This window comes from Phenylobacterium sp., assembly GCF_031181185.1.
In the GTDB taxonomy this organism is placed as follows: Bacteria; Pseudomonadota; Alphaproteobacteria; order Caulobacterales; family Caulobacteraceae; genus Phenylobacterium.
The window spans coordinates 26,696-29,490 of the sequence record NZ_JAPSKZ010000030.1 but is presented as its reverse complement, the minus strand read 5'-3'; the positions used below and the strand labels follow the sequence as shown (position 1 = coordinate 29,490).

General features: G+C 69.5%; 4 protein-coding genes. All 4 read right to left on the bottom strand.

Annotated elements, in window-relative coordinates:
• On the bottom strand, positions 1-427 hold a 427-nt coding region (locus tag RIF93_RS05795), incomplete at its 3' end, for a phosphoadenosine phosphosulfate reductase family protein (protein WP_309089336.1).
• The gene (locus RIF93_RS05790) at positions 424-924 is read right to left on the bottom strand and encodes a DUF934 domain-containing protein (protein ID WP_309089334.1); all 501 of its coding nucleotides are present in this window, start codon (positions 922-924) and stop codon (positions 424-426) included. The genes RIF93_RS05790 and RIF93_RS05795, both read right to left, overlap by 4 nt.
• On the bottom strand, positions 908-2,563 hold the full coding sequence (locus tag RIF93_RS05785) for a nitrite/sulfite reductase (protein WP_309089332.1): 1,656 nt from the start codon (positions 2,561-2,563) through the stop codon (positions 908-910). Before RIF93_RS05785 ends, RIF93_RS05790 begins: the two co-directional genes overlap by 17 nt.
• A gap of 4 nt (positions 2,564-2,567) precedes the next feature.
• The coding region (locus RIF93_RS05780) for a DUF2849 domain-containing protein (RefSeq protein ID WP_309089330.1) at positions 2,568-2,795 on the bottom strand (228 nt) is incomplete at its 5' end.

Sequence of the window (2,795 nt, the reverse complement as noted above, 5' to 3'; positions counted from 1 at the left end):
TGATCCAGCCGTCGAAGCCCTCCAGCGCGCGGTCCAGCGGCAGCACCTTGCGCACGTGGCAGCAGGCGTCGGTGTCGCTCTGCCACAGCTTGTTCTGCGGATCGGCGGTGGCCAGGTCCTGGTAGGCCGGGCGCAGGTCGCGCACGTCCGTCAGCCCCAGGCGGGCGGCCAGCTGCTTGCGGTAGTCCAGGGTCTGGCCGAACAGCATGCCCGTATCCAGGAACAGGATCGGGATGTCCGGCTTCACCTTGGCCGCGATGTCCAGCAGCACGGCCGACTCGGCGCCGAAGGACGAGACCATCGCCAGCTTGTCGCCGAAGGTGTCCAGCGCCGCCTCGATGATCGTGTGCGGATGCGCCCGCCGCAGCTCGGCGTCCAGGCGCTGGGCGAGGGTCTGGGATTGCGGGGTGTCGTAGGCAAGACTCATGACCGGCGCTCCACAAAGGCGGGGATGCGCGTGTCGGCCGCACGCTGATAGACATGGCGGTAGCGGCGGGCGGCCGCTTCCCATTCCTGCGAACTTGTCCCGTCCGCAGGCTCGAAGGCGTCGAAGCCGCAGCGGACCATGAAGCCGGCCTGCTCGCGCAGGACGTCGCCCACGGCCCGGACCTCGCCCTTGAACCCGAGGCGCTCGCGCAGCAGGCGGGCGTTCGAATAGGCGCGGCCGTCGCGGTACTTCGGGAATTCCAGCGCCACGACGGCGATCCGCGGCAGGTCGTAGGCCAGCGCCTCGGCCTCTTCGTCGCTGGTCAGGCGCACGCCCACCCTGCGGCCCTCGTGGATCAGCCGGTCGCCGTCGGCCTGGAAGCGCGTGAGCGAGATGATCACGTCGCCGCTGGCCAGATCCTGGTCGTCGGCCACGTGGGTGAAGGCGTCCTCGGCGAGCTCGGCCCGCCCCTCGCGCCACCTAATGAGCGTCGGCATAGACGGCCTCCTTGAAGGGCGCGACGCCCGTGCGGCGGAAGGTGTCCAGGAACCGCTCGCCGTCCGTCCGCTCGCGCAGATAGACGTCCACCAGGGTGTCGACGGCGTCGGCCACCCGGTCGTACGGCAGCGCCGGGCCCAGGATGGCGCCCAGCGAGGCGTCCTCGGCGCCCGAGCCGCCCAGCGTCAGCTGGTAGAACTCCTCGCCCTTCTTATCGACGCCCAGGATGCCGATGTGGCCCACGTGGTGGTGGCCGCAGGCGTTGATGCAGCCGCTGATCTTGATCTTCAGCTCGCCGATCAGCTCGGCCCGCTCGGCGTCGCGGAACTTCTCGGCGATGTTCTGGGCCACCGGGATCGCCCGGGCGTTCGCCAGGGCGCAGTAGTCCAGGCCCGGGCAGGCGATGATGTCGCTGACCAGATTTATGTTGGGCGTCGCCAGGCCGGCGGCGTCCAGCGCCGCCCACACCGCCGGCACGTCGTCCAGCTTCACGTGCGGCAGCACCAGGTTCTGCTCGTGAGTCACCCGGATGTCGCCCTGGCCGTAGCGCTCGGCCAGGTCGGCCACCACGTCCATCTGGTCGGCGGTGGCGTCGCCGGGCGTCTCGCCGATCGCCTTCAGGCTGATTTCGACGATGCCGTAGCCGGGCTTCTTGTGCGGCTTCAGGTTGTTGCGCACGAAGCGGGCGAACGCCGGATTGGCGGCCTTTTCCGTCTCCAGCGCCTCGGACCGGTGGGGCAGGCTCTCGAAGCCGGTCGGCGCGAACGCGGCGCGGATGCGGGCGAGCTCCGTGTCCGGCAGGTCCACGTCCTCGCCGATCTTCAGCCACTCGGCCTCGACCTGGCGGGTGAACTCCTCGACGCCCAGCGCCGCCACCAGGATCTTGATCCGGGCCTTGTAGATGTTGTCCCGCCGGCCGTGGCGGTTGTAGACGCGCAGGATCGCTTCCAGATAGCTCATCAGCCGGTTGACCGGCAGGAACTCCCGGATCGTCGGGCCGATGTGCGGGGTCCGCCCCATGCCGCCGCCGACGATCACCTCGAAGCCCAGCGAGCCGTCGCGGGCCCGCTTCAGCACCAGGCCGATGTCGTGGATGCGCGCCGCCGTCCGGTCCTTGGGCGCGGCGGTGACCGCGATCTTGAACTTGCGCGGCAGGAAGCTGAACTCGGGATGGAAGGTCGACCACTGACGGATCGCCTCGGCCCACACCCGCGGATCGTCCACCTCCTCGGCGGTTGCGCCGGCGTAAGGGTCGGCGGTGACGTTGCGGATGCAGTTCCCGCTGGTCTGGATGGCGTGCATGTCCACGCTGGCCAGGTGGTCCAGGATGTCGGGCGCGTCCTTCAGCTTGATCCAGTGGAACTGGAGGTTCGTCCGCGTGGTGAAGTGGCCGTAGCCGCGGTCGTAGGTCCGCGCGATCCAGGCCAGCTTGCGCATCTGGGTCGGGTTCAGCGAACCGTAGGGGATCGCGATCCGCAGCATGTAGGCGTGCAGCTGCAGATAGAGGCCGTTCATCAGCCGCAGCGGCTTGAACTGGTCCTCGGTCAGCTCGCCCGAGAGGCGGCGGGCCACCTGCGCGCGGAACTCCGCGGCGCGGTCGGCGACCATCTCCTTGTCGATCGTGTCGTAGCGGTACATCGGACTACTTCCGCTTGATCAGGTTCACGCGGCCCGTCGAGCGCGCCGCGCCGTGGGCGTGCTGCAGGGCTTCGATGACGGCCCCGCCCTCGGCCTGCTTGCCGTGGGCCAGGTGGTTGGTGGGACCCAGGGCCCGGATGCGCTCGCGGTACGACAGCGGCGCCCAGATCCCCTCGGCCTCCACGAGGTCGATCAGATAGACGTCGACCACGACGGTTGGCTGGTTCTTGCC

Bases quoted from the DNA above. Each gene is read 5' to 3' on its own strand.
- RIF93_RS05790 (WP_309089334.1), bottom strand. From the start codon at position 924: ATGCCGACGCTCATTAGGTGGCGCGAGGGGCGGGCCGAGCTCGCCGAG.
- RIF93_RS05785 (WP_309089332.1), bottom strand. From the start codon at position 2,563: ATGTACCGCTACGACACGATCGACAAGGAGATGGTCGCCGACCGCGCC.